Origin of the sequence: Vibrio sp. CB1-14 (assembly GCF_040412085.2) — a bacterium.
Classification (GTDB): domain Bacteria; phylum Pseudomonadota; class Gammaproteobacteria; order Enterobacterales; family Vibrionaceae; genus Vibrio; species Vibrio chaetopteri.
In genome coordinates this window covers 13,141-39,376 of the sequence record NZ_CP115920.1, presented here as the reverse complement: position 1 = coordinate 39,376, position 26,236 = coordinate 13,141, and the positions used below count along the sequence as shown (strand labels likewise).

Here is a 26,236-nt window from a genome sequence, read left to right as displayed (position 1 = left end):
ATGACGCGCAGCAAAGTATTCACATTGCCAGCAACAGGCTATCGTCAGCACCGCTTTCCGCCTGTTGCCCAGCCTTCTGCCAGTGAAGAACTGGCAGCGGATCTCAACTGGGATGACGCACCGACGCAAATGGATATTCAGCAGCGTCTGGAAGAAGGTTTTCAGCAAGGCCTTGAACGCGGTCATCGCGAAGGGTTTAACCAAGGCGTTGAGCAAGGCAAGCAGCAAGGGATGACCGAAGGCCAAAAAGAAGGCTTTCAGCAAGGCTTTGTCTCAGGTGAGCAAGCCGGTAAGCAGACCTACTTGGACGCCGTCAAACCGGTCAACGATATTTACGTGGCGCTCTCGCGCTGGCAGGAAGAGAAAGAGCAGCAGCAACGGCATGTGATTTGTGAGTTGGTGCAAAAGGTAGCCCAGCAAGTGATTCGTGCTGAACTGACTCTGATGCCACAACAAATTCTTGCCCTAGTCGATGAAACGCTTGAAGCGATGCCGGGTAAATCGGAAAAGGTCACTGTGTTCCTAAACCCTCAAGACCTAGAGCGTATTACCGATATCAATCCAGAACTTGCCGCGGGTTGGAAGCTGGTTGCGAAAGCTGAGCTTCCTGTCGGTGGCTGTCATCTGGTCACCGATGAGGCAGAAGCCGATGCTAGCTGCGACTCGCGCTTAGAGACCTGCATGGATGCCGTAAAAGAGCATCTACTAGATGAAGTGATTGCCAATGACGCTGAGGAACGCGATGTCTAACGTCTCGCCGCTTCTGAACGACCGCTTGCACGATGCGATTGCCTCGCTGAGCACGATTCCCGTAGCGCGAGTGACCGGGCGTTTGGTAAAAGTGAATGGCCTGATGCTACAAGCGGTCGGCTGTCGATTTAAGCTCGAGCAGCGCTGCTTGGTAGAAACTGACGAAGGCGATATGATTGAAGCCCAAGTAGTGGGTTTTGACCACAATATTGCTTATCTTATGCCTGTGCGCAGACTGGGCGGGCTGTTTGCTGGTGCCAAAGTGGTGCCGCTCGATGGTGATAGCTCTGTCAATCTGGGCAATCACTGGTTAGGCCGAGTGGTGAATGGATTGGGTGAAGCGCTTGATGATGGCGTGAAACTCAAAGGCGGCGAGCGAGTGTCGTTAGAGCCGAATCCGATCAACCCACTTAAAAGACGTCCGGTGGATACGCCGCTCGATGTCGGCGTGCGCGCCATTAATGGTTTGCTAACAGTGGGTAAAGGTCAGCGCATCGGTTTGATGGCGGGCAGTGGCGTCGGTAAAAGTGTCCTGATGGGGATGATCACCCAAAACACCGAAGCGGACGTGATTGTGGTTGGACTTATTGGTGAGCGTGGCCGTGAGGTGCGCGAATTTATTGAGCGCAATCTCACCGAAGAGATGCGCCGCAAAGCAATCATCATTGCAGCCCCTGCCGATGAATCGCCGCTAATGCGGTTACGTGCGACCCTTCTTTGCCATCGTGTGGCCGAGTATTTTCGAGACAAAGGCAACGACGTGTTGCTGTTGATGGATTCACTAACCCGCTATGCCATGGCGCAGCGTGAAATCGCCTTAGCATTGGGCGAGCCGCCAGCTTCTCGAGGGTATCCGCCCTCGGTATTCAGTGTCTTGCCACAATTGTTGGAGCGTTCCGGTAACAGTGAGCACCCTGATGGCAGTTTAACCGCTATCTATACTGTGTTGGCAGAGGGTGACGACCAGCAAGATCCTGTGGTCGATTCGGCGCGAGCTATCCTTGATGGCCATGTGGTGCTTTCTCGTCAACTGGCGGAGCAAGGCCACTATCCAGCGATTGATATTAACGCCTCGATAAGCCGCTGTATGTCGGGGTGTACCCCGCAGGCGCATTCGACTATTGCCAATCAATTCAGGCAGCTTTACTCGAGCTACTTGCAGGTCAAAGAGCTTCTGCCCCTTGGCGGTTATCAGCCAGGGCAAGACCCCGAACTTGACCGTGCGGTGGCGATGCATCCTCAGCTCAAAGGCTATTTACTACAAGACGCTAACGAAGCGGTGAACCTTACCAGTAGTTTGACTGAGCTCGCGACGCTGTTTCAGGCTCAGCCGAGTGCTTGATTGGAATAGTTCGTTGAGGGAATAGCAACGTAGGGAAGGGAAGAATGGAAAGTAAAATTCGCGCCGTCGGTAAAATGACCCAAGTGGAAGAGCTAAGACGTGATCAAATTGGGGCTCAGCTAGAGTCGATGCGCCATCAAAGTGAGCAGCTAAGCCAACAGCTCGCAGCATTATCCGAGCTAAAAGCACGCAACTTCCAAGGGGCGACCAAAACCTGCAGTGTGGGGCTGATGAACCTCAACCTGGCCGATCAAATGCTGCAAAAAATGCTGCTTCATCATCAGCAAGAGCAGGCCGTGATGGAAGCTCAGTGTCAGTCAGTTCAAAAACAACTGCAGCAAAAAGCAGCACGAGTGCAAGGCTTAGAGCAGGTGCTAGAGCGCTGGAACAAAAAACAGAATTACGAAAAAGCTAAGCGTGAGCAAAAGCTTATCGAAGATATTATCAACGCCCGTTTCAAGCGTCGCGACCTGTAAATATCTGGACATTTATCCAGTATAAATTACCATTAGCTTAAGAGTTTCGGCTGATGGCAAGCAAAGCATGCAATGGATTATTGATAATCAAACCCTCCTACTTTCAATCACTTCACTAGGCTCAGTGGTCGGTTTTTCCGCCGCCGCAGTACTGCATTTTAAATCTCGTCAGTTGCAAGCTTTGGCAGAGCACAAGGCTGAGTTAGAAGCCTCAGCGCTAGAGCAGCAAATTGAGCGTCTTAGAACCGAATTAAAAGAAGCAAAACAAGAGCTTGATGAGCTTGATGATGAGCGAGATAAGTCGGCATTTGAACTCAAGCAAGCCCATGGCAAGGTCATGGCCGCGATGGAGAAGCTGCGCTATTTCGATGCCGTGAAGCAAGAGCGTCAGCAATACGCCAGCGAACTTGAGCAAGTGAAGCAGCAGCGCGCCCAATCGGAAGCCCAATTGCGTGAGCAGCTTGCCACTTATCAACAGCAGCAGCGCTCTGACAGTGAAAAGCTCGAACTATTGCAGCAATCAGAACTGCGCCTAAAGGAGCAGTTTGAACGCCTCGCCAATCAGGTATTTGAAGCCAAAACCGCCAAAGTCGACGTGCAAAACCGTCAGAGCTTGGAAGGGATTTTAACGCCTCTCAAAGAGCAGCTTGAAGGCTTTAAGAAGCAGGTCAATGACAGTTTTAGCCAAGAAGCCAAAGAGCGTCATACCTTAGTGCACGAACTTAAGAACTTGCAGCGCCTCAATGACCAGATGACCAAAGAGGCGATGAACCTGACTCAGGCATTGAAAGGGGACAACAAACAACAAGGTAACTGGGGTGAGGTAGTACTCGCTCGCGTGCTCGCGGAATCGGGATTGCGCGAAGGCCATGAGTATCAAACCCAGGTGAGCCTGCAAAATGAAGCTGGCAAGCGTTACCAGCCTGATGTGATTGTTCACTTACCTCAAGAGAAGCAGGTGGTGATTGATTCGAAAATGGTGCTGGTGGCCTATGAGCGCTACTTCAATGCAGAAACCGATGCTGAGCGCGCTCGTGCCCTAAGTGACCACTTACTGGCGCTGCGTAATCACATTCGTGGCTTGTCACAAAAAGATTACCATCAGCTCAAAGGCATTCGCTCGCTGGATTACGTACTTATGTTTATCCCAGTCGAACCTGCGTTCCAGGTTGCGATTCAGGCCGATCCAAACTTGGTGAAAGAAGCAATGGAGAGCAACATCATTCTTGTCAGCCCAACCACCTTACTGGTGGCGCTGCGCACTATTGATAATTTATGGCGCAACGACCGACAAAATCAAAATGCTCAAGTCATTGCTGACAAGGCCAGTAAGCTTTACGACAAGCTAAGATTGTTCGTTGATGACATGGAAGGGCTTGGCGGCGCGCTTGATAAAGCCAACCAAAGTTACCAAGGTGCGATGAATAAGTTGGCCACGGGACGCGGCAATGCGATTCGTCAGGCGGAAAGCTTTAAACAGCTTGGTGTTGAGGTAAAACGCTCGATTTCTCCTTCGCTCACAGAAATCGCACAAAATGATGCGCTGGTGGAAAGACAACCAGACATGGATAAAGTAAACTGACCGCTTGCGGCGACAGAGACGTAACGCTGCCCAAGAGGAAGAATAATGACGGAAAGTACTGTGCAATCGAATCAGCTAAATCAACAAGACGACACCACGCACTTCGGCTTTGAAACAGTCGCGAAACAAGAAAAAGTGACGCGCGTTGCGGAAGTGTTCCACTCGGTAGCGGCGAAATACGACATCATGAACGACCTAATGTCGGGCGGTGTCCACCGTTTATGGAAACGCTTCACTATTGATTGCAGTGGTGCAAGACCGGGTCAGCGCATTCTTGACCTAGGTGGCGGTACGGGTGATTTGACCGCAAAGTTCTCTCGTATTGTTGGTGACAAGGGCCATGTGGTACTTGCCGACATTAACAACTCAATGCTCAATGTCGGTCGCGATAAACTGCGTGATACTGGTATCGTTGGCAACGTGCATTACGTGCAAGCGAACGCCGAAGAGCTGCCATTCCCAGACAATTACTTCGACTGTATTACTATCAGTTTTTGCCTACGCAACGTAACCGACAAAGACAAAGCTCTGCGTTCGATGTTCCGCGTATTGAAGCCGGGCGGTCGTCTATTGGTGTTGGAGTTCTCTAAACCTATCGTTGAGCCACTGTCAAAAGTGTATGACGCGTACTCATTCCACTTGCTGCCAAAAATGGGCGAGTTGGTGGCGAATGATGCGGAAAGCTATCGCTATCTTGCGGAATCGATCCGCATGCACCCAGACCAAGATACTCTGGAAGGCATGATGCAAGAGGCGGGCTTTGAACACACCAAATACTACAACCTAACCGGTGGCATTGTAGCCCTGCACCGTGGATACAAATTCTAAGGATTGAGTCATGCCATTTGACCCATTAGTGACCGCGGTGGTGGAAACCACACTGAATACGCTGATCAACGATGACGAAGCGCTGGTCAGTCGTGTCACTCGCCTTAAAGGCCAGGTGATTCAAGTTCACCTGCGTGAATTCAACAAATCACTGACCTTTGTGTTCAGTCATCAACTTGATGTGCTGGCTAATTATGAAGGTGAGTCAGATTGTTATCTGTCACTGAACCTTTCTGTGCTGCCTGAGCTTAAAGATCAGGCCAATATCACCAAGCTTATTAAACAAGATAAACTGGAGCTGGAAGGCGATATTCAGTTAGCGCAAAAATTCTCAGCATTGCTGACCGACTGTAAACCGGATATCGAAGAGTGGTTGTCACGCGTAACCGGTGATGTGGTTGCGCACACTGCAGTACAAGGGGTTAAAAACCTGTTTGGTTTTATCGCTTCACAGACGTCAAAGCATCAAGACCATTTCGGCCAGGTGCTCACCGAAGAGTGGAAAATTGCCCCGCCACCGTTGGCGATTGCAGCCTTTTGCGATGATGTCGACGACGTACGCAGCCAAGCTGAGCGACTCAATGCTCGCCTTGATGCGCTGCTAGCAGCCGCTGGCAGTGACAATACCGACTCGGAGCGTGTATGACTCCGAGTGAAATAAAGCGCCTTTATCACATCATCAAGGTACAACTTGAGTATGGCCTTGATGAACTGATGCCAACGCATCAATTAACCAAAGCCCCTCTGCTGGTCAGACGTTCGCTGTTTTGGATGAAGAACAAGCATCCAGAAAAGCCGTTAGGTGAGCGCCTGCGTTTGGCGCTGCAAGAACTCGGTCCGGTGTGGATCAAATTTGGACAGATGATGTCGACGCGTCGCGATCTGTTCCCACCACACATCGCCGACCAACTGGCTCTGCTGCAAGACCAAGTCTCTCCGTTTGATGGTGAGCTAGCTAAGTCGCAAATGGAGTTGGCACTCGGTGGTCCGATTGAAAACTGGTTTGACGATTTTGATATCAAGCCACTGGCGTCTGCGTCTATTGCTCAGGTACATACCGCTAAGCTGAAATCGACCGGCCAAGAGGTCGTACTTAAAGTGATTCGTCCGGATATTCGTCCGGTGATCGATGCCGACCTAAAGCTCATGTATCGCATGGCACGCATCGTGTCGAAGGCGCTGCCCGATGCTCGTAGATTGAAGCCAGTCGAGGTAGTTCGTGAGTATGAAAAGACCTTGCTTGATGAGCTCGATCTGCGCCGAGAAGCAGCCAACGCGATTCAGCTGCGCCGCAATTTCGAAGGCAGCGAAGAGTTGTATGTGCCGGAAGTATTGCCAGATTTTAGCAGCGAAAGCTTGATGGTCTCTGAACGCATCTATGGTATTCAGGTTTCTGATATCCCGACGCTAGAAGCGAATGGCACCAACATGAAGCTACTGGCGGAGCGTGGTGTGAGCGTTTTCTTCACCCAGGTGTTTCGCGATAGCTTCTTCCATGCCGACATGCACCCTGGCAACGTGTTTGTTAGTTATGACCACCCTGAAAACCCACTGTGGATTGGTCTTGACTGCGGTATTGTCGGCACACTCAATAGCGACGACAAGCGCTACCTAGCTGAGAACTTCCTAGCTTTCTTTAATCGAGACTATCGTAAAGTGGCTGAGCTTCATGTGGATTCTGGTTGGGTGCCACGCGATACCAATGTCGACGAGTTCGAGTTTGCGATTCGTATGGTGTGTGAGCCGATTTTTGCTAAGCCACTGTGCGAAATTTCCTTTGGTCATGTACTACTGAACCTCTTCAATACTGCTCGCCGCTTCAATATGGAAGTGCAGCCACAGCTGGTATTGTTGCAGAAGACTCTGCTCTATGTTGAGGGGCTCGGCAGACAGCTTTATCCGCAGCTAGACTTATGGGAGACGGCGAAGCCATTTCTCGAAAACTGGATGATGAATCAAGTTGGACCGCAGGCAGTTATTAACGGTATCAAAGATCGTGCGCCGTTTTGGGCAGAAAAATTGCCGGAACTTCCAGAGTTGCTGTACGATAGCCTGAAACAAGGTAAAGCTATGAATCAGCGCATGGATACCTTGTACCAAGGATACCGTGAAACAAAACGGCAACATGGGACAGGTAAATTTTTGTTTGGCGTTGGTGCAACTTTAATCGTATGCTCCGCCATATTACTTGAAGGACCTTACGATCAGCTGTCAGTTGCATCTGGCGTTGCTGGTATCACATTTTGGTTGTTCAGTTGGCGTACTTACAGGCGTTAAGCGATAAACTCGTATTAAATCATTTGTTTGTTAATCAAGACCCGAGGTAGAAAGAATGGGCGGTATTAGTATTTGGCAACTTCTTATCATTGCAGTGATTGTGATTCTGCTATTTGGAACCAAGAAACTGCGTGGTATTGGTGGCGACTTAGGTGGTGCTGTAAAAGGCTTTAAGAAAGCCATGAGCGAAGATGAGCAAACGGCAAAGAAATCTGACGACAAAGATGCAGATTTTGAACCAAAGAACATTGAGCAACAGAAAACAGACGCTTCTACTGAAACAAAGAAAGATAAAGAGCAGGCATAATTCGTGTTTGATATCGGTTTTTGGGAACTGGTACTCATCTCTGTAGTTGGTTTGGTGGTTCTGGGACCAGAGCGCCTACCAACGGCTATCCGAAGTGTTTCTCGTTTTATCAGCTCAGCAAAAGCGATGGCGAATAACGTCAAAGACGAGCTGTCGCATGAGCTTAAAGTTCAAGAGCTTCAAGAGAACCTGCGAAAAGCTGAGAAAATGGGCATGGAAGACCTCTCACCGGAACTGAAAAGTTCGGTAGAAGAATTGAAGCAGGCGGCAAAAGAAGTCACCCGACCTTACGCAAGTGATAAGGTGACAACTGCAGAACCTGATTCCCGTCCGCAAGAGACGGTGCAACCGGAACCTGCTAAACCTGCCGAGAATGAGTCTCCAGAAAAAGATCTAAACAAGGGCTGAACATCAGCCCTTGTCTGTATATATGTCTCCCGTGGATGGGCCTTTAGTTTGCTCATCTTCACGGTATTTTATTCGAGGTTTTCATGTCTTCCGTCGAACAGACACAGCCTTTGATTAGCCATCTGTTAGAGCTTCGTAACCGACTGCTGCGTGCGATTGTCGCTGTGTTGGTGGTGTTCTTAGCCTTGGTCTATTTCTCTGGCAATATTTACGATTTCGTTTCTAAGCCTTTGGTAGAAAGATTACCAGAGGGGGCGACCATGATTGCTACCGACGTAGCGTCGCCATTCTTCACTCCGCTCAAACTTACTTTGATCGCATCGGTGTTTGTGGCCGTGCCTTATATTCTTTATCAGGTATGGGCTTTTGTCGCACCTGGCTTGTACAAGCATGAGAAAAAGCTGGTCATGCCATTGATGTTCTCGAGCTCGCTGCTGTTTTATTGCGGCGTTGCGTTTGCGTATTTTGTGGTATTTCCGCTGGTGTTTGGCTTTTTCACCGCGATATCGCTTGGCGGCGTAGAATTCGCGACCGATATCTCCAGCTATCTGGATTTTGTATTGGCGCTATTTTTGGCATTTGGTATTGCGTTTGAAGTACCTGTGGCCATTATTTTGTTGTGTTGGACAGGGGCGACGGATGTTGAAAGCTTGAAGCAAAAGCGTCCGTATATCGTAGTTGGAGCGTTTATCGTGGGGATGCTCCTCACTCCGCCGGATATGATTTCGCAAACTCTGCTAGCGATTCCTATGTGTTTGCTGTTTGAAGTGGGACTGTTCTTTGCACGCTTCTATACACGTAAGACAGATGACAGCGAAGAGGCTGAGCAAGAGTAAAGCTTGTGATGGATTGATGACATCATCTTAGATGTAAAAATAGCGGCCTAGGCCGCTATTTTTTTCTCTGCATTCTTTGTCGTGGCAATCTTTGTTGCAGTAATACTGGCTTCTTCATTCTGACAACTGAGCTTTGAGGTTAGCGGATTTTCAGAACGTAACCGCAATTAGAGCATACATACACTTCTTTCACGCCCATTAGCTTTTGCCAAAATGTGCGATGCTGACGTTGTAATAGATTTCCATGTTGGCACATACTCCACCTCCGAGATAGAACTGCGTGATCTCTGCCACGTTTCCTTTGTCGGTAGTGGCATATAAAATTGATGCATATTCTACGTTAACTTGAGGTTGTCTTGTGTACACCAAACTCGATCTCCGTCACGGAATGAGTAATAAATTATGAAAAACTACAATGAAAACAGTGATTTTGCATTGTTTGTTGTTATCTGTGCCACTTTTTTACTACTCAATTCGGTGAGATCCGCTATGCGTTTTAGCACCAGTTCAGTATACGCAGGCTCATTGCGTTTTCCACGATGTGGCACTGGTGCTAGGTAAGGGCAGTCGGTTTCTAGAATCACTTTGCTCAAATCTAGCTCAGGAATCACTTTGTCCATGCCTGAATTTTTAAAGGTAGAGACACCACCTAGGCCAAGGTGAAAGCCAAGATCGTTAATGGCTTTCGCTTCTTCAATTGTGCCGCCGAAGCAGTGGAACACGCCGCACAAGTCGCCGTTTTGCTCTGATCTAAGTAGAGCCAAAGTTTCTTCAATCGAATCTCGTGTATGGATCACTACAGGCAGATCCATCTCTTTGGCCCAATTCAACTGAGTGATGAAGGCATGCTCCTGCTCCTTGCGGTAGGTTTTATCCCAGTACAAGTCGATACCAATTTCACCTACAGCAATAAAGTTATGCTTGTCGAACCAAGAATGGATGGTGTCGAGCGTTTGATCGACATTAGCATCGACATAGCATGGATGCAGACCCATCATCGAGCGGCATACTTGAGGATAAGCCGCTTCGGTAGCCAGCATTGGCTCAATGGAGTCGAGATCGATGTTGGGTAGCAAAATGTGCTCAATACCGGCATCAAGTGCGCGCTGTACCACTTCATCGCGGTCTTGGTCGAATTCAGAGGCGTAAATATGGGCGTGTGTATCTATCATGGCTAACTAAATTTGGTGAGTAATATGTTCAGTATATCGTTTGTGGTTTAGCATTTTCCAATTTTACTACTAGCATGAACATGCGAGAGTGATATGCTTGATTTTCGCATTTTTCCAGACAAGGAGAGAAAGGTGTCTGTATCGATTCAAGGTCAATTTCCAGCACGCCGTATGCGCCGTATGCGCAAACATGACTTTAGCCGACGTTTAATGGCAGAGAATAAGGTGTCGGTGGATGACTTGATCTACCCAATGTTCATTCTAATGGGCAAAAATCGCCGCGAAACAGTGGAGTCCATGCCTGGGGTTGAGCGTCTTTCTATTGATTTGATGCTAGAAGAAGCCGAATATCTAGCAAAACTGGGCGTACCTGCCATTGCGCTGTTCCCAGTAGTTAACCAAGATGCAAAAAGCCTCTGTGCGGCGGAAGCCTATAATCCAGAAGGCTTGGTGCAGCGCGCTGTGCGCTCACTAAAGGAAAATGTGCCACAAATGGGCGTAATCACAGACGTAGCGTTAGATCCGTTTACGACTCATGGTCAAGACGGCATTATCGATGAAGATGGTTACGTACAGAATGATGAAACTACTGATGTGCTCATCAAACAAGCCTTGTCCCATGCAGAAGCTGGCGCAGATGTCGTTGCGCCGTCGGATATGATGGATGGTCGTATTGGTCGTATTCGTGAAGCGCTAGAAGAAGCGGGTCATGTACATACACAGATCATGGCTTACTCGGCGAAATATGCATCAAACTACTATGGTCCATTCCGAGATGCTGTCGGTTCGGCCTCCAACCTTAAGGGCGGTGATAAGAAAAATTACCAGATGGATCCTGCCAACAGTGATGAAGCCTTGCATGAAGTTGCGATGGACATCAATGAAGGTGCGGATATGGTGATGGTCAAGCCAGGTATGCCATACCTAGACGTGGTGCGTCGTGTGAAAAGCGAGCTTCAGGTACCGACGTTTGCTTATCAAGTCTCTGGTGAGTATGCAATGCACAAAGCCGCGATTCAAAATGGTTGGCTAAAAGAGCGTGAAACGGTACTTGAATCACTGCTGTGCTTTAAGCGCGCCGGTGCGGATGGCATTCTGACTTACTTTGCCAAAGATGTGGCGGAGTGGTTGGCACAAGATAGCCAGCAAGATTAATAAACACCGCGACATTAGAAGCCGGCATTACGCCGGTTTTTTTGTGCTCAGAAATTAAATGATAAATATTCTCAATTAGTGGTTGACGCATTAAATGATAATGATTACCATTAACTCGTCCTAAGGGAAAAGGTTAAACAACTAGCGACATGGCTCAGTTCACTTAATCGGTTCTTTTTTGACACGACATTGCTCACATTGCTTCCAGTGTATTTATAGCTTTTGGTTGGTTAGCCGTACTCGTTAAACGAGATAACCTCCTTAAATTATTGCTAGGCGACACCTTTGGTGTCGCTTTTTTTCTATCTACTCTTTGCAGATTAATTGCACACTCTGACTAGAATATAATCCTATCGCTGACATTAAACGCAAAATTAGGTTTTCCACATGGCATGATCCGAGAAGGATCATGGGAAGGGTGGGGGATCTGATATTTAATGCTTTAATTACAGTGGCTTATATTTGTTTTTTGATGACCTTGAATAACTTTATCATTTGTTAAAACAACTCTATAAACAGATTTATCCACAGGCTGAGGGGTGCGAGAGCGCAGTTTAATTTGGTAACTGTGTATATAGACAGTGAAAGAGCGTAGCATCGCACTGCGAGTCATGGCATCCTTATAGATCACTACCAAAAATTTTGGACGACTAAACATGGCGCAAATACCAGACAACCCATTGATCCTTATCGATGGTTCTTCTTATCTCTATCGAGCATTTCATGCTTATCCAGAAACGATGAGCAATGGCGAAATCCCAACCAATGCGGTTTACGGTGTTGTTAACATGCTAAGAAGCATGATGCGTCAGTTTGCCTCTGATCGTATCGCGGTGGTGTTTGATGCCAAAGGCAAAACATTCCGTGATGATATGTACCCTGAGTACAAGGCAAACCGTCCGCCTATGCCGGATGATCTTCGTTGCCAAATTGAACCTTTGCATAAAGTGATTCGTGCTATGGGTCTACCGCTTATCTGTGTACCTGGCGTGGAAGCGGATGATGTCATTGGTACTTTGGCGCATCAAGCTTCACAAGCGAGTATGCCAGTATTGATCAGCACGGGCGATAAAGATATGGCTCAACTGGTTGATGACAACGTTACCCTTATCAACACCATGACCAATGTGGTGATGGACAGAGCAGGCGTAGTGGATAAGTTTGGTATTCCACCTGAGCTTATTATCGACTATCTGGCACTGATGGGCGATAAAGTGGATAACATCCCAGGTGTACCAGGCGTAGGTGACAAAACAGCAACAGCACTATTGCAAGGTATCGGCGGCATTAAAGACCTATACGATAGACTCGATGATATCGCCCCTCTTGGCTTTCGTGGTTCAAAAACCATGGCTAAGAAGCTTACCGAGAACAAAGAAAATGCATTACTTTCTTATGATCTGGCGACCATCAAACTGGATGTGGAACTCGATTGCACGCCTGAATCTCTGCTGAAAGAGACACCAAACGTTGATGAACTGACCAAGCTGTACGGCCAATTGACCTTTAAATCTTGGCTCAATGAGCTTCTTGAAGGCGGCACAGGTGAAGTGCAAGCGGTGGAGAGTGCAGCAAAACGTATTTCTAGCGATGATGATGCTCCAGCGATGGACACATCAGCAGTAAAAATTGACCGCAGCCAGTACGAAACCATCCTAACCGAAGAGCAGTTTGCTGAGTGGCTAGAGAAGCTAAAATCGGCTTCTGTGATTGCGTTTGATACTGAGACGGACAGCTTAGATTATATGGTGGCGAATCTTATCGGTCTGTCGTTTGCGACCGAAGAAGGCGTGGCCGCTTATCTGCCTGTTGCTCACGACTACATGGGCGCACCAGAGCAGCTTGACCGTGATTGGGTTCTTGAGCAATTAAAGCCGTTGCTTGAAGACGACAACGTAGTGAAAGTCGGTCAAAACCTGAAGTATGACGCCAGTGTGATTACACGCTATGGTATTGAGCTTAAGGGCATTAAATACGACACCATGCTTGCTTCTTACGTCTACAACAGCGTCGGCGGTAAGCACGATATGGACAGCTTGGCACTGCGCTTTTTGCAGCATAGCTGCATCTCATTCGAGCAAATTGCCGGTAAAGGCAAATCGAAACTGACTTTCAACCAAATCGAGATGGATCAGGCAGCACCATACGCGGCAGAAGATGCGGATGTGACTTTGCGTCTTCACCAGCGCATCAATGCAGAGCTTGAGAAAAACGAAGCACTGAATCGTGTCTATCAAGACATCGAAGTACCGTTGGTGCCTGTGTTATCTCGTATCGAGCGCACCGGTGTACTGATTGATGACATGCTTTTGGGCGCTCAATCTCAAGAGATCGCGGCGCGTCTTGATGAGCTGGAGCAGAAAGCCTATGAGATTGCTGGCGAAGAGTTTAACTTGAGCTCGCCTAAGCAGCTGCAAGCGATCTTCTTTGAGAAAATGGGCTTGCCGGTACTTAAGAAAACGCCATCAGGCGCACCTTCTACCAATGAAGAGGTGCTGCAAGAGTTGGCGTTGGATTACCCACTGCCTAAGTTGATTTTGGAGTATCGCGGCCTAGCTAAACTCAAGTCCACCTACACAGACAAGCTACCGAAGATGATCAACCCAGAAACGGGTCGAGTACACACGTCTTATCATCAGGCTGTCACTGCAACCGGTCGTTTGTCATCGACCGATCCAAACTTGCAGAATATTCCTATCCGTAACGATGAAGGCCGACGCATTCGTCAGGCGTTTGTGGCTCCGCATGGCTGGAAGATCCTTGCGGTGGATTACTCTCAGATTGAACTTCGTATCATGGCGCACTTGTCAGGTGATAAGGCGCTACTGGATGCGTTTAGACAAGGTAAAGATATCCACGCTGCCACAGCGGCGGAGATCATTGGTGTCGATATTGAGCAAGTCACCAGTGAACAGCGTCGCCGTGCCAAAGCGGTTAACTTCGGACTTATCTATGGCATGAGTGCGTTTGGTCTGTCTAAGCAGCTCGGTATTCCTCGTGGTGAGGCGCAGCAATATATGGATACTTACTTCGAGCGTTATCCAGGCGTGATGCAGTATATGGAAGACACGCGAGTGTTAGCGAGTGAGAAAGGCTACGTTGAAACCATCTTTGGCCGCAGACTGCACTTACCTGAGATTAAGTCTCGTAATGGTATGCGTCGCAAAGCGGCGGAGCGTGCGGCAATCAATGCGCCAATGCAAGGTACTGCCGCGGACATCATTAAGAAAGCGATGTTGTTGGTGGATGAATGGATCCAAGCTGAAGGTGATGGCAAGGTGAAACTACTGATGCAAGTGCACGATGAACTGGTCTTTGAAGTGGAATCGTCATCTTTAGGCGAAATTGAAAGTAAAGTACAAAAATTGATGGAATCTGCAGCAGAATTGGCTGTTCCACTTGTTGCTGACTCTGGTCACGGAGACAACTGGGATCAGGCTCATTAGTCATATTTTGAGCTAAATTATTAAATTAACATGAGCCAGCGCACAGTCGCTGGCTTTTTTTTGATGTTAAAAAAGTTCATGCATCTAAGCGACTTATGTCTATTAACAAAAACTTCATGAAAAAAAACTACAAAAATAGTTTCATTTTCTGATCACTTGTTGTACATTAGAACGCGTAGGGTACAGAGGTAAGATGTTCTATCTTTCAGACCTTTTGTTTCACGTTATTGGATTAGGCTGATTCAGCCGCCCCAGTCAGTATTTGACTGGGGCGTTTTTTCTTGTGGCAAAGAAAATTTTTTAGCGCCCTTCTTCTCACTTTTCTCTCTTCGTCATTACGACATTTGATTACCAAATTCTGTAATTAAACGACCTTCACACTTTGTATAATTCTCAACTAGAATCAAGCGTAGAAAAGCAGCGAGTAACCAGGGTTTTACTATCTGAAATATAAGACTTTATTGGGTTGTGAGTATTGTGGGAATTGGGATGGTAAGAGAAGACTAGCTCACACTTTGTATGGCTGGTGATTGCATTGTTTGAAAGCTTCATAGATGCTTGGAACAAACAATAATACTAAATCTTCTCTCTCCCATTGCCCTGCCAGGAAGGCGGGGCGTTTTGTTTCTGTAGAACGATGTTTTACTACCGAAAGATAGTTTTACCACTAAAAGATAGTTTTACCACTAAAAGATAGTTTTACCACCAAAGATAGTTAAGCGTCTTGCTCACCACCTTCTAAATCGTCAGATTGCTCAAGGTGTGCAAACGCTGGCGCAAACCAGGTGTCGAGTTTATTTCGTAATTGATCAACACCGATGCCTTTTAGTGACGAAAACGGATCGACTTGCACATCACCGCCAAACGCCAGTGCTGCCTCACGTATCTTCAACACTTGTGCTTTGCGAGCACCACTTTTCAATTTGTCTGCTTTCGTCAGAAGAACCTGAACTGGAATACCAGACTCAACAGCCCATTCAATTAACTGCTGGTCAAGATCTTTCATTGGGTGACGAATGTCCATCAGTACCACTAGGCCTTTCAGGCAACGACGTTTCTGCAAATATTCGCCTAGCGATTTTTGCCATTTCTTTTTCATCTCAAGAGGAACTTGAGCAAAGCCGTATCCAGGTAAGTCAACGATGTGACAACCTTCGTCAACCTTGAAAAGGTTAATCAATTGGGTACGGCCTGGTGTTTTACTGGTTTTCGCCAGCGCTCTTTGGTTAGTAAGGCGGTTCAGTGAACTGGATTTACCTGCATTGGAGCGTCCTGCAAACGCAATTTCGATCCCTTCATCCTCTGGCAAGTGACGAATATCGGGTGCACTTGTAATGAAATGCGTGTTTTGATAATGAATTTTTACGCTCACTGTTAACTCCATCTCGACTTTGTGTAGTCGATTGATTACTTTTTTGTGAAATTGTGTAAAATAACCGTGCTCGGCATATGGCCACACATTGTACCATGATCGGTATTAATTGCCCGCGTTACCTTATTTTGTCCCTTTGACACCAATCTGTAGGGTTTAGCGAGGCGTATAGTGGTACTGGAAGCTTGATAATTATAATGGAATGTCATGAAAAAATTAGCGCTAATCTTGAGTCTTGTAGTCAGCTGCTCAGTATGGGCCCAAGGCGATATTGAAGCTGGTAAAGCAAAATCCCAAACGTGTGTAGCGTGTCATGGAGCGGACGGTAACAGTCTGCTAACGATGTACCCAAGCATCGCAGGACAGCACGCAAAATATATTGAAAAACAACTGAAAGACCTAAAGCTTGGTATGACAAGTGGCGGTAAACAAGGTCGTTATGATCCTGTGATGAGTGGTATGGCTATGCCACTGTCTGAGGAAGATATGGCGGATCTTGCGGCTTACTATGCGTCTATGCCAATCGCAGCCAATAGTACCCCTGAAAATGTGGTCGAAGTGGGTAAAGTTCTTTACACCGCTGGTGATGCTGAGCGTGGAATTACCGCGTGTATTGCTTGTCACGGCCCTCGTGGTAACGGCACTGAGCTATCAGGATTCCCTAAAATTTCTGGTCAGCATGCTGATTATGTGAAATCACAACTAGAGAAATTCCGCAGCGGCGATCGTGCCAACGACATGAACGCTATGATGCGTGATATCGCCAAAAAGCTGAACGACGAAGATATCGACGTTCTTTCTAAATACGTGGGCGGTCTTCACTAATCCGAACCGCGTTACAAAAACTAGCAGCCTAACCTAGTTTGTTTAATGTCTAAACGGGTTTCTTTAACGCCAAACCGAGCTTGCAATGCCTCTTCTGATGAAGGGGCATTGTTGTTTTTGGTGCTTGGGTAGCGTTGTTGTTGGTAGATCTGTTGGTAGTGGTGTCACGCACTGGGTGATTCAGATCTCACTTCGATCTTGATGCTCTTTGAGCGTGATTGGCGAGTTATCCAGATGCTTTGTGAGATATTTGCCATACTTGTTAGCGCAAAATTGCCGTTAATAATTATTAAGTTTATGATTTATATTACTTTAATTGTTTGTGTATTGTTGCGAACTAGAAAAAACGTTGTGCTTGGTTGTCTTCCATTCTGAGTCAGGTAAATTGTTCCTTGTCGACAGGATGCTGACACAAGGATTTCAGACCAAGAAGGTCTTCAAGGATGTTTGGCGAGGAGCGCCAAAAATAATAATAAGGATATTGCTCAGACTCGGAGTGTGGGCAGATACGGATGATCGACTATTCTCAGGATGAGAAAACAAATGGACAGGGTTTAGGAAGAACTCGAGCAAAAGGTTTTGCCAGGGATCGTGAAAACGCATCAGGACGATGACAAACAAGAATTAGCAGTGGAAGCACAAATAACAAATGGATATTTGTGAGGCATTCAAAGAGTGCCAACAATTTCACCCCTATGGTGATGGAAAGCGACAGGTCCGCCTGTCGCTTTTTTTACGTCTGAAATTGATATGTAAATGATAACTAATTTCATTTGCCTTGAAATGATTGTTGAGAACGATTATCATCGATGCCTCTATGCATGGAGGCAGTATGGACAATCGAAACAATCATCAAAGCGTTCCCTTAGATGTACCGAGCAAACTGCTCAAGCCGCTGTGGTTTCGCAGTCGTGAAAGTTTGCTGGATGATGGCATCATCTATGACCCCATCGCTGCCCATGCATGTCGCCGTTGCCAACTGGCGCCCGATTGCCTCACGGGTAACGTTGACCAAAGTCAGCTATTGCATGCCACCTTAACTCAGCTTTGCGATTTGCAAGTAAAGCGATTTCTTGAGACCAACCCTGATGGTTGGGTTATTAATGTCGGCGCGCGCCTTGATACCCGTTTCTACCGTTTGGACAATGGCCGCTGTCATTGGCTTGAAGTCGATACCAATGAGCATTTGGTGTGGCGCCAACGGTTGTTTCACAAAAGCGAGCGGTACTCACTCATCTGTGGCTCGATTGATGATATGAGCTGGTTGTCGACGCTATTGATTCCTGCCGACAAACCGATTCTAGTTGTATGTGAACATGCTCTACTGGAACAAACTGAGACTCGAATAGCGCACTTTGTGCAAGCCATCGGGTGTCACTTTCAACATGCCAAAGCCTGCTTGGTGCTGGCCGGTGACCTCACAGCGAGTCACTTAGGGCAAAAGATGGGGTGTGAGCGTTATCAACATGGCATGAGAAAGCCGCTTGATAAGTTGCTTCATTGGCTACCGTGGACATACAAAGTCTCGATTGAATCGCCCATCGACAAGCATTGTCAACGCTGGTCTCGTTGGCAGCGAGTGGTGGCGAAGCTGCCCATCTATCGACATCGTCTCACGCCGAACATCGTCAATATTGAGTGGTAGTTGCGGTGCTCGCCTGTAAATAACGTTACTATAGCGCTTCAAGTATCCTTTCCACTAAAGCATTTCTAGTGGAGTCTCGACGTGCTGGAGTGTTCGTGTTTCAACAATCAATTACCATTCTGTCTGATCTGCCCTTGCACCGCCGAGTCTTGCTATTGGCCATTCCTATGGTGCTATCCAATATTACTGTCCCGCTATTAGGACTGGTTGACGCCGCTGTGATTGGCCACCTAGAGCACGCCTGGTATTTAGGTGGCGTTGCGCTTGGCAGCACCATGATAAGTGTCACCTTCTGGCTGCTGGGTTTTTTGAGAATGTCGACCACAGGCCTCGCCGCTCAAAGTTATGGCGCTAATGATACGCGCCAGCTTGCGCTGGTGTTTTTGCAGGGGAGTCTTATGGCATTGGGGTTTGCTGCGCTGTTCTTACTCGTGCATACCTCTCTCGCTGATGTTATTTTTTCGTTTAGCTCTGCCAGTGAAGAAGTGAAGCATTATGGTTATCAGTATTTTGCGATAAGAGCTTGGAGTGCCCCTGCAGCGTTGATGAATTTTGTGCTTCTTGGCTGGTTACTAGGGACACAAAACGCGAAAGCGCCAATGTGGATGGTGATCATTACTAACCTGGTAAATATCGGCCTTGATGTCTTGTTTGTCATTGGTTTGGGGTGGAAAGTCGAAGGTGCGGCCTTGGCGTCGGTCATTGCTGACTACTCAGGTTGTGCATTTGGCCTATGGTGTGCCGCGCGCACTTGGCGTCAAAGAGTCCTGCCAAATGTGCTGCAATTGGCCTCTGATGTGAGTCAGGATATTGGACGTTTTGTGAAGCTCAATCGTGACATCTTTCTTCGTTCATTGTGCCTACAAGCTACTTTTAGTTTTATGACCTTTCAGGGCGCAGCATTTGGAGATGATATCGTCGCGGCGAATGCGGTATTGATGAGCTTCTTGATGCTCATTTCTTATGGCATGGATGGTTTCGCTTACGCTATGGAAGCTATGGTAGGCAAAGCGATTGGTGCCAAGAGTCGCAGTCAGCTCATTGATTCGCTTGTCGTGACCTTTTTCTGGAGTGCGGTTATTTGTGTGCTGCTGACACTGGTATTTGCAGGTTTAGGGAGTGATTTGATTGCGATGATTACTTCCATCGCCGCAGTGCAAACGCAAGCGGAATTCTTCTTACCTTGGCTGGTTGCTATGCCGCTGGTGTCCATGTGGTGCTTTCTATTTGATGGTATTTTTGTGGGCGCGACAAAAGGCAGAGATATGCGCAATAGTATGTTTGCCGCCACGTGTTGTTTCTTTGCTTTGTTTTTTGCCGCCAGCAGTTTAGGAAATCATGCACTTTGGTTCGCGATGCTCAGCTTTATGGGTATTCGAGGTCTGGGGTTGGCGGTGATATTTATTTACCAGTGGCGTCGCGGTCAGTTTTTACTGGCTTAGCGTTTCATCTGCGTAGAAGGAAAAACAAAGGCGACATGATGTCGCCTTTGTTGTATTGGTCTAAAGTGCTATGCACTGCAATTAGGTTAGAACAGACGGTTTAAACCATTGAGCGCAGCAACACGATAGGCTTCTGCCATGGTCGGGTAGTTAAAGGTGGTGTTAACGAAGTACTCGATGGTATTCGCTTCGCCTTTTTGCTCCATGATGGCCTGGCCGATGTGGATGATTTCTGCCGCACGCTCACCAAAACAGTGAATGCCTAAGATTTCTTTGGTCTCGCGGTGGAAGAGTATTTTTAAACTTCCCACGTCTTTACCGGCGATCTGTGCACGCGCAAGGTGTTTGAATGACGAGCGTCCTACCTCGTACGGAATCTTGGCTTCAGTCAGCTCTTGCTCAGTTTTACCCACAGAGCTGATTTCTGGAATGGTGTAGATACCTGTCGGAATATCTTCAATTAGCTTACCTTCAGCTTCACCTTGAGTAATCGCTTGAGCTACGAATCGGCCTTGGTCGTATGCCGCACTCGCTAAGCTTGGGTAGCCAATCACATCCCCCACAGCATAGACATGGTCGATGTCGGTTTGGTAGTTGGTGTCGACTTTGAGCTGGCCGCGAGAATCCGCGACTAGTCCAACGGCATCCAGATTGAGTGCGTCAGTGTTACCTGTTCGACCATTGGCATACAGTAAGCAATCCGCGCGCATCTTCTTGCCTGAGTTGAGGTGGATGATGACGCCGTCTTCGGTACCTTCGATCTTGGCGTAGGTTTCATCGTTTCGGATCATCATGCCGCTGTTCCAGAAGTGATAGGACAAAGAGTCTGACATCTCGTTATCTAGGAACGCCAGAAGTCGCTCACGGGTGTTGATGAGATCGGTTTTTACATCCAAGCCACGAAAGATAGACGCATACTCACAACCAATGACACCGGCACCGTAAATAATAATGTGTCTAGGGTCGTGCTCAAGAGAAAGAATTGAATCGCTATCGTAAACACGTGGGTGATTAAAGTCGACATCAGCAGGGCGATACGGTCTTGAACCGGTTGCAATCACAAACTTGTCGGCCGTATAAGTATCGATAGTACCATCGGACTTAGTGACCTCTAGGCTGTGAGTATCGACAAAGCGTGCCGTTCCGTATAGCAAGGTGCACTCATTTCGGTCATAGAAGCCTTGGCGCAGTCGGGTTTGCTTATCGATAACGGTTTTTGCGTGTCCCAAAATATTGGAAAACGTCGAGTGCAGGCTGGTGTTGTTACCACAAAACAGTGGGTTGCTGTTGAACTCAATGATACGGCTGACCGCATGACGCAGTGCTTTTGAAGGTATGGTACCCCAGTGGGTGCAACCACCACCGACGCTGCTCTCTTTTTCGATGATCGCAACGTTGAGGCCAGCTTTAGTTAGCCCCATCGCAGCCCCTTCACCACCTGGGCCACTGCCGATTACGATGGCATCAAAATGTTTAGCGCGACTCATATAGTATCCTCGTAGTTCCTCTCACTCTCTACAAAACGTTCAGCATTAATAGCGACAAGTAGGGCAGGAGTGATGAGTGCAATTCATAGACTGGCAATGGCGAGATTTTAACGGATTATTAACGTTGGTAAATATGACTGCGTGAATAGAGTGTGAAAGATCACGCAGTTTTATTGAGAGTTAGCATCGGATAAACGTTTGATGTATGCAAAATAATGAAACTTGTTCAAGCATAATGCTGAGTAAATGAAGTGAGATGCGTATAGGTTTTTTAGCAAAATCGCCAGCCATACACTTATACAAAGTGACTATTCGCGCTATATTACCTCCACTCCCTCAATTACCGTCATCGATGGTAACCAATAAGAGCACCTAGGTTAAACATGAAATCAATGGGTATTCGTGCACAACAAAAAGAAAAAACGCGTCGTTCATTGATCGATGCTGCTTTTAGCCAGCTTAGTGCCGATCGCAGCTTTTCGAATTTGAGCCTGCGCGAAGTCGCGCGCGAAGCCGGTATTGCTCCAACTTCTTTCTATCGTCATTTTAAAGATATGGATGAGCTGGGGCTGACCATGGTAGATGAAGGAGGCCTACTGCTAAGGCAGTTAATGCGACAAGCGCGCCAACGTATTGTCAAAGAAGGCAGTGTGATCCGTACTTCAGTCGAAACGTTTATGGAGTTCATTGAAAGCAGTCCCAACGTGTTCCGCCTATTATTAAGGGAGCGTTCTGGCACCTCTTTTGACTTTCGAGCCGCAGTGGCTCGAGAGATCCAACACTTTTCGGCTGAGCTAACTGAATATTTGGTTAGCACAGGTATGGACCGTGACGAAGCATTTGCCCAAGCGGAAGCTTCTGTCATTCTCGTGTTCAGTTCAGGTGCAGAGGCGTTAGATCTTAGCAAAAAAGAAAGATATGAACTGGCGGAGAGGCTGATTGTCCAATTAAGGATAGTGGCCAAGGGTGCACACTGGTATCGCAAAGAACGTGAAAGAAACCGTCAAAAAGAAGGGTCCAAATAATGTCCAATGAAGTGTCCTCCGAAAACCGCGAAAGCGGCAAAAAAACGCTCGTACTTGCTCTGATTGCAGGTATGTGTGGTAACGCAATGTTGTCTTGGCTCACCATCAGCGAAGTGGCATTCTCGATTTTTCCACTGATTGCACTCGTGCTGTCAGTTCAGGCCCTGTATCAAGAGTATCTAAGAAACCCAATTCCAGAAGACTTCCCAATGGTTGGTCTTGCGGCATTCTTCGTAGGTGCGTTTGGTCACTCTGCGTTTACGAAGGCGCAATACCCTGATGCTGGTTCCAACTTCATCGCCATCGTAGTCGTCTTGGTACTGCTATTCTGGATTGGTAAAAAGATGGGCTACATCCTCAAAGAAGCTTAATTTGTTGGTCTCTATTCGTAGAGCGCGAGCATAAAAAAACGAGCCAGTTGGCTCGTTTTTTGTTTGTTATTGATTAGGCTTTGCGCTCAAGTAATACGCCCGCTTCAATATGATGAGTAAACGGGAACTGATCGAATAGAGCAAATCGCGTAATGTGGTGCGTTTCACCCAGCACGTCCAAGTTGTCTTTCAAGGTTTCTGGATTGCATGAAATATACAGAATGCGCTCGTAGCCTTGAACCATTTTACAGGTATCGATATCCATACCTGCACGCGGTGGATCAACGAAAATCGTGTTGCAGTTGTAGCTTTTTAGATCGACATTCTGCTGCTGCAAACGTCGGAACTCACGTTTGCCTTCCATAGCCTCAGTAAACTCTTCCGCTGACATGCGAATGATTTGTACATTATCAATCTTGTTGGCTGCAATGTTGTATTGCGCCGATTCTACTGAAGGCTTCGCCAACTCCGTCGCAAGGACTCGCTCGAAGTTTTGTGCCAATGCCAATGAGAAGTTGCCGTTACCACAGTAAAGCTCTAGCAAATCACCTTTGCTGTCTTGGGTACAATCAACAGCCCATTCCAACATCTTTTGCGCGACAGGACCATTGGGTTGCGTGAAGCTGTTTTCCACTTGCTGATAGTGGTATGGCTGACCATTAACATGCAGAGTTTCCACCACATAGTCTTGATCCATGACGATTTTCATCTTACGAGCACGACCAATCAGGTTCAGTTTGAAACCTTCATCATTCAACTGCTGTTTCAGTGCTTGTGCTTGCTCTTTCCATGCATCATCCAGTTGACGGTGGTAGAGCAGAGATACCAAGATCTCACCGCTTAAGGTTGAGAGAAAGTCGACTTGGAACAGTTTCTTTCGTAATACCTCGTTGCCTTTCATCGCATCCATCAGCAGTGGCATTAGGTCATTGATAAGACGGCTTGCTGCTGGGAATTGATCAACTCGGTACTTTTCACGCGTTTCCTGGTTGAACATGATGTAGTACATGTCGTCGCCTTCATGCCAAACGCGGAATTCAGCACGCATACGATAGTGCTTTTCTGGGGAAGTAAATACTTCGAGTTCAGGAGCAGAATACGGCGCCATCATATCGATCAAACGTTGAGATTTTTCTTCAAGCTGGATTTGATAGCCTTCTGGTGTGAAGTCGAGATTTGCCATGGTAGTTGCCTATCGTCGGTAATGAGTTGTATTAAGGAGGGCAGATTTTATTCAATCTCCCGTCGTTGTCCAGTTTTTCCCAGAATTGTCTCGCATTATCTCTGTGCTCTTATAGCTTAGTTCAATCCGTTATGGACAAATAATCAATCAGTTAATACCATGGCCCCTAGCTGGTGTGAGAATCAAATGGATATCTCACTGAAAAGGGAATCTGGTGCAAATCCAGAACTGACGCGCAGCGGTAAGAGAGAACAACCCCTCAAAAGACACTGTTTGACATAAACGGGAAGTCGAGGCAGTAGGTGGAACCAATATGGTTTCGTGCTCTTAAGTCCGAATACCTGCCAGCAGCCAACTCGATGCGAAAAAGGATTGCTCGAGTAGGTAGGACTTACGCGATTTAGGACAACACAACAAATGAACAAATCATGTTTGGCGATAGCAGTGACTGCATCGCTCTCTTCTTATGCTTCTTTTTCACTGGCAGAAGTAACAAGCTCAAGTAATCAATCTAAATCGGCTGATGAGACCATGGTCGTCACGGCGAACCGTGTAGAGCAAAGCAAAGCTTCGGTGTTAGCACCTACGACGGTTGTTACGCGCGAAGATATTGAAAAAATTAAGGCGAACAGTGTTCTTGATGTACTAAGAACCGTTCCAGGTATCGAAATCAATTCATCGGGTGGCAATGCTCAAGAGACAAGCATCTACATTAGAGGCACATTGACGAAACACGCCCTAGTGATCCTTGATGGTGTTCGACTTAACTCCGCTACGAATGGCGGTGCATCGATTGGTTTGATCCCAGCATACGCGATTGAAAGAGTTGAAGTCGTGAGAGGACCACGCGCTGCGGTTTATGGCTCCGACGCGATTGGTGGTGTTATTAGTATTACAACAGCGACTAAGACTCGCAATCATCAAGCGAGACTTGGCTACGGTTCACACGATACCAAGCAGTTGGGCTGGCGCTCATCAGGGCAAATTTCGGAGAGTACGTCTGGCGGCATTACGTTGCAAGCTGAGAGAAGTGATGGCTTTAATGTGTATCAGATGGCACCAGAGAGCGACAAGCACGGTTATGACTCGAAAGTAGTGATAGGCAATCTTGCCCATAGTATCAACGATAACTGGACGTTAAAGCTGAATGGTATGAGTTCTGCATCAGACGTTGAGTATGCCAATGCATTTGATGGAACGAAGCAAGAGAGCGAATCCACGAACTATTCACTCGCAGGCACCGCTCTTTACCACAGGGAGCAATTCAACTCCGAGTTGCAGGTGAGTACGAGCTATAACCAAGGCCGAGACGGAGATGCGGCAGGTAAGAATGCTAAGTCAGAACTCACCACATCGCGAAACTCTATTTTATGGTTTAACAGCTATAGCGGTTTTGACTACCTAACTCTTAATGCCGGTTTAGATTACTATCTGGAAAAAGCAAATCGCGGTGGCTCCAACACCACAGACTACGGCAAAACAACCAAAGACAACAAAGCTGCATTTGCGAGCGCTTTGTTTGAGTATAACAAAGCTTCCCTTGAAGCGAGTGCACGTCACGATGACGATAGCGCGTTTGGTGGACACACCACTTGGAATCTAGGTGCAGGTTACTTTGTGCTAGATACGATTCAACTCGTGGCAAGTTCAGGGACTGCTTTTAAGGCACCAACGTTCAATGACCTATATTGGCCCAATGCGGGTAACGAATCGCTAAAGCCTGAAACCTCCATGTCTTCTGAAATTGGCGTTAGGGGTTACCAGTCTTGGATGACATGGGAAATTACCGCGTACAAATCGGATATCAAAGATTTGATTAACTGGGCACCGAATGATTCGGGTAACTATGTGCCAAGTAATGTAGATGAAGCGTCAGTTGAAGGTATTGAGCTCCAAGGGCAGTTTGCTACTTGGGGAGTTCAACACCAGTTATCAGCGGATTTTAAAAATCCAGTAAATGAGAAAGACGGTTCTCAGCTGATTCGCCGCGCGAAACAGAACTTTAAGCTGGTCTCGACCTATCAACTCAACGATCTTGAATTGGCTTTGATAGCCAATTACGTAGGTGAACGTAAAGATAAAGTAGGCGGCACTCTTGATGCTTATACCACGGTTGATATAGGTGCTGGCTACAAGGTGACAGAGGCTCTAGCGGTGAGTGTTAAAGTCAATAACTTACTGGATGAAGAGATCTACACGGCTCTAGGTTCAGGCACAAACTATTACAAAGCAGACGGGCGCAATGTTTTTGCAACCGTAGACTATAAATTCTAGGGAAACATAAGGGGTGCTCGTCACCCCTTTTTA

21 protein-coding genes, 1 pseudogene and 1 riboswitch are annotated in these 26,236 nt (G+C 47.2%); of the genes and pseudogenes, 18 read left to right on the top strand and 4 right to left on the bottom strand.

Annotation, left to right across the window (positions count from 1 at the left end; genetic code table 11):
• The 10 genes and pseudogenes from fliH (at position 1) to tatC (ending at position 8,806) form a co-directional block, all read left to right on the top strand.
• Entirely contained in the window at positions 1–750 is a 750-nt protein-coding gene (gene fliH, locus PG915_RS00165) for a flagellar assembly protein FliH (RefSeq protein ID WP_353497389.1), read from the top strand.
• On the top strand, positions 743–2,092 hold the full coding sequence (gene fliI, locus PG915_RS00160) for a flagellar protein export ATPase FliI (RefSeq protein ID WP_353497388.1): 1,350 nt from the start codon (positions 743–745) through the stop codon (positions 2,090–2,092). The genes fliH and fliI overlap by 8 nt, the downstream gene beginning before the upstream one ends.
• Before the next feature lie 44 nt (positions 2,093–2,136).
• Complete coding sequence (fliJ, locus tag PG915_RS00155) at positions 2,137–2,568, top strand: flagellar export protein FliJ (RefSeq protein ID WP_353497387.1); 432 nt, start codon at positions 2,137–2,139, stop codon at positions 2,566–2,568.
• A 250-nt stretch (positions 2,569–2,818) separates the two neighbouring features.
• Positions 2,819–4,150 (top strand): annotated as a pseudogene (rmuC, locus tag PG915_RS00150) (DNA recombination protein RmuC); the annotation flags it as partial.
• A gap of 45 nt (positions 4,151–4,195) precedes the next feature.
• On the top strand, positions 4,196–4,978 hold the full coding sequence (gene ubiE / locus PG915_RS00145; RefSeq protein ID WP_353497385.1) for a bifunctional demethylmenaquinone methyltransferase/2-methoxy-6-polyprenyl-1,4-benzoquinol methylase UbiE: 783 nt from the start codon (positions 4,196–4,198) through the stop codon (positions 4,976–4,978).
• A 10-nt stretch (positions 4,979–4,988) separates the two neighbouring features.
• Positions 4,989–5,624 (top strand): ubiquinone biosynthesis accessory factor UbiJ, encoded by a 636-nt coding sequence (locus PG915_RS00140; RefSeq protein WP_353497384.1) that lies wholly within the window; start codon positions 4,989–4,991, stop codon positions 5,622–5,624.
• Positions 5,621–7,255 (top strand): ubiquinone biosynthesis regulatory protein kinase UbiB, encoded by a 1,635-nt coding sequence (gene ubiB / locus PG915_RS00135; RefSeq protein ID WP_353497383.1) that lies wholly within the window; start codon positions 5,621–5,623, stop codon positions 7,253–7,255. The genes PG915_RS00140 and ubiB overlap by 4 nt, the downstream gene beginning before the upstream one ends.
• A 55-nt stretch (positions 7,256–7,310) precedes the next feature.
• Positions 7,311–7,562 (top strand): Sec-independent protein translocase subunit TatA, encoded by a 252-nt coding sequence (tatA, locus tag PG915_RS00130; RefSeq protein WP_353497382.1) that lies wholly within the window; start codon positions 7,311–7,313, stop codon positions 7,560–7,562.
• Between the two features lie 3 nt (positions 7,563–7,565).
• The gene (gene tatB, locus PG915_RS00125; RefSeq protein ID WP_418641802.1) at positions 7,566–7,970 is read left to right on the top strand and encodes a Sec-independent protein translocase protein TatB; all 405 of its coding nucleotides are present in this window, start codon (positions 7,566–7,568) and stop codon (positions 7,968–7,970) included.
• Positions 7,971–8,053: 83 nt separating this feature from the next.
• Entirely contained in the window at positions 8,054–8,806 is a 753-nt protein-coding gene (gene tatC / locus PG915_RS00120) for a twin-arginine translocase subunit TatC (protein WP_353497381.1), read from the top strand.
• A 410-nt stretch (positions 8,807–9,216) separates the two neighbouring features.
• Here the strand turns inward: tatC and PG915_RS00115 are convergent, their stop codons facing one another.
• Entirely contained in the window at positions 9,217–9,978 is a 762-nt protein-coding gene (locus PG915_RS00115) for a TatD family hydrolase (protein ID WP_353497380.1), read from the bottom strand.
• A gap of 132 nt (positions 9,979–10,110) precedes the next feature.
• Between PG915_RS00115 and hemB the strand changes: the two genes are divergently transcribed.
• Complete coding sequence (gene hemB / locus PG915_RS00110) at positions 10,111–11,133, top strand: porphobilinogen synthase (RefSeq protein ID WP_353497379.1); 1,023 nt, start codon at positions 10,111–10,113, stop codon at positions 11,131–11,133.
• A gap of 656 nt (positions 11,134–11,789) precedes the next feature.
• Positions 11,790–14,579, top strand: coding sequence for a DNA polymerase I (polA, locus tag PG915_RS00105; protein ID WP_353497378.1), 2,790 nt, complete (start codon positions 11,790–11,792; stop codon positions 14,577–14,579).
• Between the two features lie 715 nt (positions 14,580–15,294).
• Here the strand turns inward: polA and yihA are convergent.
• Entirely contained in the window at positions 15,295–15,963 is a 669-nt protein-coding gene (yihA, locus tag PG915_RS00100) for a ribosome biogenesis GTP-binding protein YihA/YsxC (protein WP_353497377.1), read from the bottom strand.
• Positions 15,964–16,158: 195 nt separating this feature from the next.
• Here yihA and PG915_RS00095 point away from each other — a divergent pair, with 195 nt between their 5' ends.
• From PG915_RS00095 to dinF, 3 genes are all read left to right on the top strand, one after another.
• Positions 16,159–16,776, top strand: coding sequence for a c-type cytochrome (locus tag PG915_RS00095; RefSeq protein WP_353497376.1), 618 nt, complete (start codon positions 16,159–16,161; stop codon positions 16,774–16,776).
• An 832-nt stretch (positions 16,777–17,608) separates the two neighbouring features.
• The gene (locus PG915_RS00090) at positions 17,609–18,421 is read left to right on the top strand and encodes a class I SAM-dependent methyltransferase (RefSeq protein ID WP_353497375.1); all 813 of its coding nucleotides are present in this window, start codon (positions 17,609–17,611) and stop codon (positions 18,419–18,421) included.
• Between the two features lie 95 nt (positions 18,422–18,516).
• A complete protein-coding gene (gene dinF / locus PG915_RS00085) occupies positions 18,517–19,863 on the top strand; it encodes an MATE family efflux transporter DinF (protein WP_353497374.1) in 1,347 nt (448 codons plus the stop codon).
• 86 nt (positions 19,864–19,949) lie between these two features.
• Here dinF and sthA read toward each other — a convergent pair whose 3' ends face one another.
• Entirely contained in the window at positions 19,950–21,350 is a 1,401-nt protein-coding gene (gene sthA, locus PG915_RS00080) for a Si-specific NAD(P)(+) transhydrogenase (RefSeq protein ID WP_353497373.1), read from the bottom strand.
• A gap of 383 nt (positions 21,351–21,733) precedes the next feature.
• Here sthA and fabR point away from each other — a divergent pair, with 383 nt between their 5' ends.
• Both fabR and PG915_RS00070 read left to right on the top strand, forming a co-directional pair.
• Positions 21,734–22,375: an HTH-type transcriptional repressor FabR gene (gene fabR, locus PG915_RS00075; protein ID WP_338163261.1), complete on the top strand. Its 642-nt coding sequence runs from the start codon at positions 21,734–21,736 to the stop codon at positions 22,373–22,375.
• Positions 22,375–22,746, top strand: coding sequence for a YijD family membrane protein (locus PG915_RS00070; RefSeq protein WP_353497372.1), 372 nt, complete (start codon positions 22,375–22,377; stop codon positions 22,744–22,746). Before fabR ends, PG915_RS00070 begins: the two co-directional genes overlap by 1 nt.
• 73 nt (positions 22,747–22,819) lie before the next feature.
• On the opposite strand, the gene trmA is transcribed toward PG915_RS00070, so the two are convergent.
• Entirely contained in the window at positions 22,820–23,929 is a 1,110-nt protein-coding gene (gene trmA, locus PG915_RS00065) for a tRNA (uridine(54)-C5)-methyltransferase TrmA (protein WP_353497371.1), read from the bottom strand.
• A 154-nt stretch (positions 23,930–24,083) separates the two neighbouring features.
• Positions 24,084–24,293, top strand: a riboswitch (cobalamin riboswitch).
• Positions 24,294–24,346: 53 nt separating this feature from the next.
• Between trmA and PG915_RS00060 the strand changes: the two genes are divergently transcribed.
• The gene (locus tag PG915_RS00060; RefSeq protein ID WP_353497370.1) at positions 24,347–26,203 is read left to right on the top strand and encodes a TonB-dependent receptor domain-containing protein; all 1,857 of its coding nucleotides are present in this window, start codon (positions 24,347–24,349) and stop codon (positions 26,201–26,203) included.
• The last annotated feature ends 33 nt before the right edge of the window (positions 26,204–26,236 follow it).

Bases quoted from the DNA above. Each gene is read 5' to 3' on its own strand.
- fliH (WP_353497389.1), top strand. From the start codon at position 1: ATGACGCGCAGCAAAGTATTCACATTGCCAGCAACAGGCTATCGTCAG.
- fliI (WP_353497388.1), top strand. From the start codon at position 743: ATGTCTAACGTCTCGCCGCTTCTGAACGACCGCTTGCACGATGCGATT.
- fliJ (WP_353497387.1), top strand. From the start codon at position 2,137: ATGGAAAGTAAAATTCGCGCCGTCGGTAAAATGACCCAAGTGGAAGAG.
- ubiE (WP_353497385.1), top strand. From the start codon at position 4,196: ATGACGGAAAGTACTGTGCAATCGAATCAGCTAAATCAACAAGACGAC.
- PG915_RS00140 (WP_353497384.1), top strand. From the start codon at position 4,989: ATGCCATTTGACCCATTAGTGACCGCGGTGGTGGAAACCACACTGAAT.
- ubiB (WP_353497383.1), top strand. From the start codon at position 5,621: ATGACTCCGAGTGAAATAAAGCGCCTTTATCACATCATCAAGGTACAA.
- tatA (WP_353497382.1), top strand. From the start codon at position 7,311: ATGGGCGGTATTAGTATTTGGCAACTTCTTATCATTGCAGTGATTGTG.
- tatC (WP_353497381.1), top strand. From the start codon at position 8,054: ATGTCTTCCGTCGAACAGACACAGCCTTTGATTAGCCATCTGTTAGAG.
- PG915_RS00115 (WP_353497380.1), bottom strand. From the start codon at position 9,978: ATGATAGATACACACGCCCATATTTACGCCTCTGAATTCGACCAAGAC.
- polA (WP_353497378.1), top strand. From the start codon at position 11,790: ATGGCGCAAATACCAGACAACCCATTGATCCTTATCGATGGTTCTTCT.
- yihA (WP_353497377.1), bottom strand. From the start codon at position 15,963: ATGGAGTTAACAGTGAGCGTAAAAATTCATTATCAAAACACGCATTTC.
- PG915_RS00095 (WP_353497376.1), top strand. From the start codon at position 16,159: ATGAAAAAATTAGCGCTAATCTTGAGTCTTGTAGTCAGCTGCTCAGTA.
- PG915_RS00090 (WP_353497375.1), top strand. From the start codon at position 17,609: ATGGACAATCGAAACAATCATCAAAGCGTTCCCTTAGATGTACCGAGC.
- sthA (WP_353497373.1), bottom strand. From the start codon at position 21,350: ATGAGTCGCGCTAAACATTTTGATGCCATCGTAATCGGCAGTGGCCCA.
- fabR (WP_338163261.1), top strand. From the start codon at position 21,734: ATGAAATCAATGGGTATTCGTGCACAACAAAAAGAAAAAACGCGTCGT.
- PG915_RS00070 (WP_353497372.1), top strand. From the start codon at position 22,375: ATGTCCAATGAAGTGTCCTCCGAAAACCGCGAAAGCGGCAAAAAAACG.
- trmA (WP_353497371.1), bottom strand. From the start codon at position 23,929: ATGGCAAATCTCGACTTCACACCAGAAGGCTATCAAATCCAGCTTGAA.
- PG915_RS00060 (WP_353497370.1), top strand. From the start codon at position 24,347: ATGAACAAATCATGTTTGGCGATAGCAGTGACTGCATCGCTCTCTTCT.